The 5,234-nt window shown below is 58.9% G+C and carries 6 protein-coding genes; all 6 read left to right on the top strand.

Features of this window, described 5'->3' with window-relative positions:
* Positions 1-12 precede the first annotated feature (12 nt).
* The gene (locus tag Q1K23_RS06760) at positions 13-1,302 is read left to right on the top strand and encodes a pitrilysin family protein (RefSeq protein WP_300363385.1); all 1,290 of its coding nucleotides are present in this window, start codon (positions 13-15) and stop codon (positions 1,300-1,302) included.
* The gene (gene dapA, locus Q1K23_RS06755; RefSeq protein WP_300363383.1) at positions 1,299-2,192 is read left to right on the top strand and encodes a 4-hydroxy-tetrahydrodipicolinate synthase; all 894 of its coding nucleotides are present in this window, start codon (positions 1,299-1,301) and stop codon (positions 2,190-2,192) included. Before Q1K23_RS06760 ends, dapA begins: the two co-directional genes overlap by 4 nt.
* A 5-nt stretch (positions 2,193-2,197) precedes the next feature.
* Positions 2,198-2,983, top strand: a complete 786-nt coding sequence (locus Q1K23_RS06750) for an enoyl-ACP reductase (protein WP_300363382.1) — start codon at positions 2,198-2,200, stop codon at positions 2,981-2,983.
* Positions 2,980-3,528: a CDP-diacylglycerol--glycerol-3-phosphate 3-phosphatidyltransferase gene (pgsA, locus tag Q1K23_RS06745; RefSeq protein WP_300363381.1), complete on the top strand. Its 549-nt coding sequence runs from the start codon at positions 2,980-2,982 to the stop codon at positions 3,526-3,528. Before Q1K23_RS06750 ends, pgsA begins: the two co-directional genes overlap by 4 nt.
* Entirely contained in the window at positions 3,528-4,583 is a 1,056-nt protein-coding gene (gene rseP / locus Q1K23_RS06740; protein WP_300363380.1) for an RIP metalloprotease RseP, read from the top strand. Before pgsA ends, rseP begins: the two co-directional genes overlap by 1 nt.
* The coding region (locus tag Q1K23_RS06735; protein ID WP_300363379.1) for a YggS family pyridoxal phosphate-dependent enzyme at positions 4,576-5,234 on the top strand (659 nt) is incomplete at its 3' end. The genes rseP and Q1K23_RS06735, both read left to right, overlap by 8 nt.

Below are 5,234 nucleotides of genomic sequence, written 5' to 3'. Positions count from 1 at the left end.
ACAGGAGTCCTGATGGCGAGCAATCTCCCCAAACACTACACCAAAACCCTCAAAAACGGCCTCGAAGTGGTCGTCATTCCCCTGAAAAACGAAAGCGGCGTCATCACCACCGACATTTTCTACAAAGTCGGAAGCCGCAACGAAACGATGGGCAAGAGCGGCATCGCCCACATGCTCGAACACATGAACTTCAAATCGACCGAAAACATGCCCGCCGGCGAGTTCGACAAGATCGTCAAACGTTTCGGCGGGGTCGACAACGCCTCCACGGGGTTCGACTATACCCACTACTTCATCAAGAGCGCCAGCCGCAATCTCGACCGTTCCTTGGAGCTTTTCGCCGACATGATGGCGCATCTGAGCCTCAAGGACGAGGAGTTCCAGCCCGAGCGCAAGGTCGTGGCCGAGGAGCGCCGGTGGCGTACCGACAACAATCCGGTGGGATACCTCTATTTCCGGCTCTTCAACAACGCCTACATCTACCATCCCTACCACTGGACGCCCATCGGCTTCATGAACGACATCCTCAACTGGAGCATCGAGGATATCCGCGCTTTCCACAAAACCTACTATCAGCCCCAAAACGCCATCATCGTCGTGGCGGGCGACATCGAACCCGAAACGGTCTTCGAAGCGGCGAAGAGACACTTCGGAAAGATCGAAAACTGCTGTGACATCCCGAAAGTCCATCAGGTCGAGCCGGCACCCGACGGTCCCAAACGTGTCGTGATCCACAAGGAGAGCGAAGTGGAGATCGTGGCGGTCACCTTCCCGATCCCCGACTACACCCATCCCGACCAGCCGGCCCTCTCGGCCCTCAGCGAGCTGCTGAGCCACGGAAAGAGCAGCCGACTCGTCGAAGATCTCGTGGACAGAAAGAAGATGGTCAACCAGATCTACGCCTACAACATGGAGCTCAAGGACCCCGGCGTCTTTCTCTTTCTCGCCGTCTGCAACCCCGGCGTGAAGGCCGAAGAGGTCGAAAAGGAGTTCTGGGCCCAGATCGACCGGATCAAAAAGGATGGCGTCAGCGAAGAGGAGCTCAAAAAGGTGAAGGTCAATACCCGCGCCGACTTCATCTTCAGCATGGAGAACTCCAGCAACGTCGCCGATCTCTTCGGCAGTTATCTGGCCCGCGGCGACATCGAGCCGCTGCTACATTACGAGGAGAATATCGAGAAGCTGAAGCCCGAAACCGTCAAGGCGGTGGCCGAGCGCTACCTCGACAGGGAGAGATCGACGACGGTCATCCTGAGAAAAGAGGAGAAAAAATCATCAGAAAGCAGAGGTGAAAAGAAATGAGCGAAACGATTACCGGCGCGATGACCGCCCTCATCACGCCCTTTAAAAACGGGAAAGTGGACCACGAGCAGTTCGCGAAACTGATCGAGCGCCAGATCCGCCACGGCATCGACGCCGTCGTACCCGTGGGAACGACGGGCGAGAGCGCCACGCTGAGCCACGACGAGCACAAGGAGTGCATCGAGACGGCGGTGGCCGTCTGCAAAGGAACGAAAGTCAAAGTGGTGGCGGGCGCGGGAAGCAACTCCACCCTCGAAGCGATCGATCTGGCGAAATTCGCCGAAAAGGCGGGCGCCGACGCGATCCTTTCGGTCTGCCCCTACTACAACAAGCCGACCCAGGAGGGGATCTACCGCCACTACAGGGCGATCGCCGAGTCGATCGACATTCCGGTCATGCTCTACAACGTCCCGGGCCGTACCGCCCTGGACATCGCCCCCGATACGGTCTTCAGACTCTTCGACGAAGTGGCCAACGTCTACGCGATCAAGGAGGCGACAGGCTCGATGGAGCGCACCCTCCACCTCAAGGCCAAGCGCCCGGCACTCGCCGTCATCAGCGGGGACGACGCCATCAACTACCCGATCATGGCCACCGGCGGCAACGGCTGTATCTCCGTCACCTCCAACCTTCTCCCCGACATGATCGCCGACCTGATCCACGCGGCCGAGAGAGCTGATTTTTCCGCTTCCAAAGCGATCAGCGACCGCCTCTACGACATCAACAAGGCCCTCTTCATCGAGAGCAACCCGATTCCGATCAAGGCGGCGATGTACATCGCGGGCCTCATCGAGACGCTGGAGTACCGTCTGCCCCTCACTCCGCCCACGGCGGAGCACATGCGCCAGATCGAAACCGTCATCAAACAATACGAAATTCCAGGAGTGTAACCATCATGAGTCAATGTGAAAGTATGAAAGGCAAAGTTCTCGTCATCAGCGGTGCGACACGCGGCATCGGCAAAGCGATCCTCTACCGGTTCGCCAAGGCGGGCGCGGACGTGGCCTTCACCTACAATTCCAACGCCGAAGAGGCGGAAAAGATCGCCCGCGACGTCGAAGAGACCTACGGGATCAAGGCGCGCCACTACCCACTCAACATTCTCGAACCGGAAACCTACAAGGATCTCTTCAAACAGATCGACGAGGATTTCGACCGGGTCGACTACTTCATCTCCAACGCCATCATCTCCGGCCGTGCCGTCGTCGGAGGCTTCGGACCCTTCATGCGCCTCAAGCCCAAAGGTCTGTGCAACATCTACACCGCCACGGTCTCGGCTTTCGTCGTCGGCGCCCAGGAGGCCGCGAAGCGGATGGAGAAAACGGGCGGCGGTTCCATCATCAGTCTCAGCTCCACCGGCAACCTGGTCTACACCCCCAACTACGCGGGCCACGGCACCAACAAAGCGGCCGTCGAGACGATGGTCAAATACGCCGCGGCGGAACTGGGTGAGAAAGGGATCCGTGTCAACGCCGTCAGCGGCGGCCCCATCGACACCGACGCTTTGAAGAAGTTTCCCAACTACGAAGAGGTCAAGGCCGAGGTCGTCGCCCGATCGCCGCTGAACCGCATGGGAGAGCCCGAAGATCTCGCCGGCATGTGCTGGTTTCTCTGCACCGACGAGTGCAGCTGGCTGACGGGTCAGACCATCGTCATCGACGGGGGTACGAGTTTTCAATGACCAAAGGGGCCATGAACCTTCCGAACCTTCTGGCGTTTTCACGCCTGCTGATGGCGCCGCTGATGCTCTGGCTGCTCGCCTACCGCGACACGGCACCGCTGCAGGGGATCCACGCCACCTGGCTCGACTACTTCGCCGCACTGGTCTTCGTGCTGGCCAGCGTCACCGACTTTTTCGACGGCTACATCGCACGTCTTTGCGATCAGATCACGCCGCTGGGCAAGATCGTCGACCCCCTGGCGGACAAGATGCTGACACTGGCGGCCTTTCTGGGGCTCGTCGTCCTGGGACGCGCCGACGTCTTCGCCATCTTTCTGATCCTCAGCCGGGAGTTTTTCATCACGGGTCTGCGTGTCATGATCGTCGGCGAAGGGAAGGATGTGAGCGCGTCGTGGATGGGCAAGGTCAAAACCGTCGCCCAGATGTTCGCCATCGGCTTTCTGACGATGGACTGGCCCGGCGGCACGCTGCTGCTCTGGATCGCCGTGGCCATCACACTCTACAGCGGATACGAGTATGTCCGTGACTACATGAGGGGGCGCTGATGGGTATGATCGTCTCCCTTCTGGTCCTCTCTTTTCTGATCTTTTTCCACGAACTGGGCCATTTCCTCTTCGCACGGCTCTTCGGGGTCTATGTGGAGCGTTTCTCCATCGGATTCGGGAAAGTCGTCTTTTCGAAAGTCGTGGGTGGCACCGAATACGCCCTGAGCGCCATACCACTGGGCGGCTACGTCAAGATGAAGGGTCAGGACGACTCCGATCCGACGAAAATCAGCCACGATCCCGACAGCTATACGGCCAAGCCGCCATGGCAGCGGATCCTGATCCTGCTGGGAGGCCCCCTTTTCAACTTTCTCCTCGCCTTTTTCCTCTACTACGCCATCGCCCTGATGGGGGCCAACGCCTACAAACCCGTCATCGGCATGGTGCAGGAGAACTCTCCGGCCCAGCAGGCGGGTCTGCAGAAAGGTGACAGGATCATCGCCATCAACGACGAGAAGATCGAGATATGGGACGAGCTCAGCGACATCATCTCCCACTCCTCCGGTCCGCTGGAGATGCTCGTCGATCACAACGGCACGCTCCGCTCCGTCGTCGTGACCCCCCGTGTACTGGAAGCGAAAAACATCTTCGGCGAGACGGTGAAGCGCCGTATGGTGGGCATCGGCCCAAGCGGCGACATCGTCACCGTCACCTACGACCCGCTCCACGCCTTCTCCTACGCCTGGGAGAAGACACTGGAGGCGAGCAAGATGATCGTCGTCAGCGTCGAGAAGCTGATCGAAGGGGTGGTCCCAGCCAAGGATATGGGCGGCGTCATCGCCATCGTCCAGGTGACGGCGGAGGCGAGCCAGCACGGTCTGGTCGCCCTCTTCGCCCTGACGGCTCTCATCTCCGTCAACCTGGGTGTTCTGAATCTGCTTCCCATTCCGGCACTCGACGGCGGTCACATCATCTTCACCCTCTACGAGATGATTTTCAGACGTCCGCCCAACGAAGAGATCGTCTACCGTCTGACGGTCGTGGGGTGGGCACTGCTGTTTTCCCTCATGGTCTTTACCATCTACAACGACATAGCAAGGATAACCAATGGATAGAGAAGAGATGCAATCACGCCTGGACCAGCTGATCTGGCGAGTCGAAGAGGCGCGGATCAAACGCAGCGAGCACCATATCGTCAAAATCGTGGCGGTCAGCAAATACGCCGACGAAGCACAGATCCGCATGCTCTACGACCTGGGACAGCGGGCTTTCGGTGAGAACAAGGTCCAGATGCTTCAGGAACGGGTGGAACATCTGGAGGACCTTCCGATCGAGTGGCACTTCATCGGCCGTCTTCAGAAGAACAAGATCAACCACCTGATACGCGCCAACCCCTTCATGATGCAGTCGCTCGACTCTCTCGAACTGGCCGAAGCGATGCAAAAGCGCCTGGCGGAAAACGATGTGAAGATGGAGTGTCTGATGCAGGTCAACAGCGCCCGGGAAGAGACCAAGGCGGGAGTCGACCCCGACGCGGCGGTGGAGACCTATCTCAAAATCAAAGAGACGTGTCCCCATATCGACCTTCGGGGCGTCATGACGATCGGTGCCCACACCGACGACGAAGCGCTCGTGCGAAAGAGTTTCGAAACGACCTACGCGATCTTCGAAAAACTCAAAACCGAAGGCGCGCAGATCTGCTCCATGGGCATGAGCCACGATTTCGAACTGGCCATCGAATGCGGCTCGAACATGATCCGGGTGGG

It is taken from the genome of Hydrogenimonas sp. (genome assembly GCF_029933015.1).
Classification (GTDB): Bacteria; Campylobacterota; Campylobacteria; order Campylobacterales; family Hydrogenimonadaceae; genus Hydrogenimonas.
Note: the sequence above shows the minus strand (reverse complement) of the source record. Positions and strands in the feature narration are given on the sequence as shown.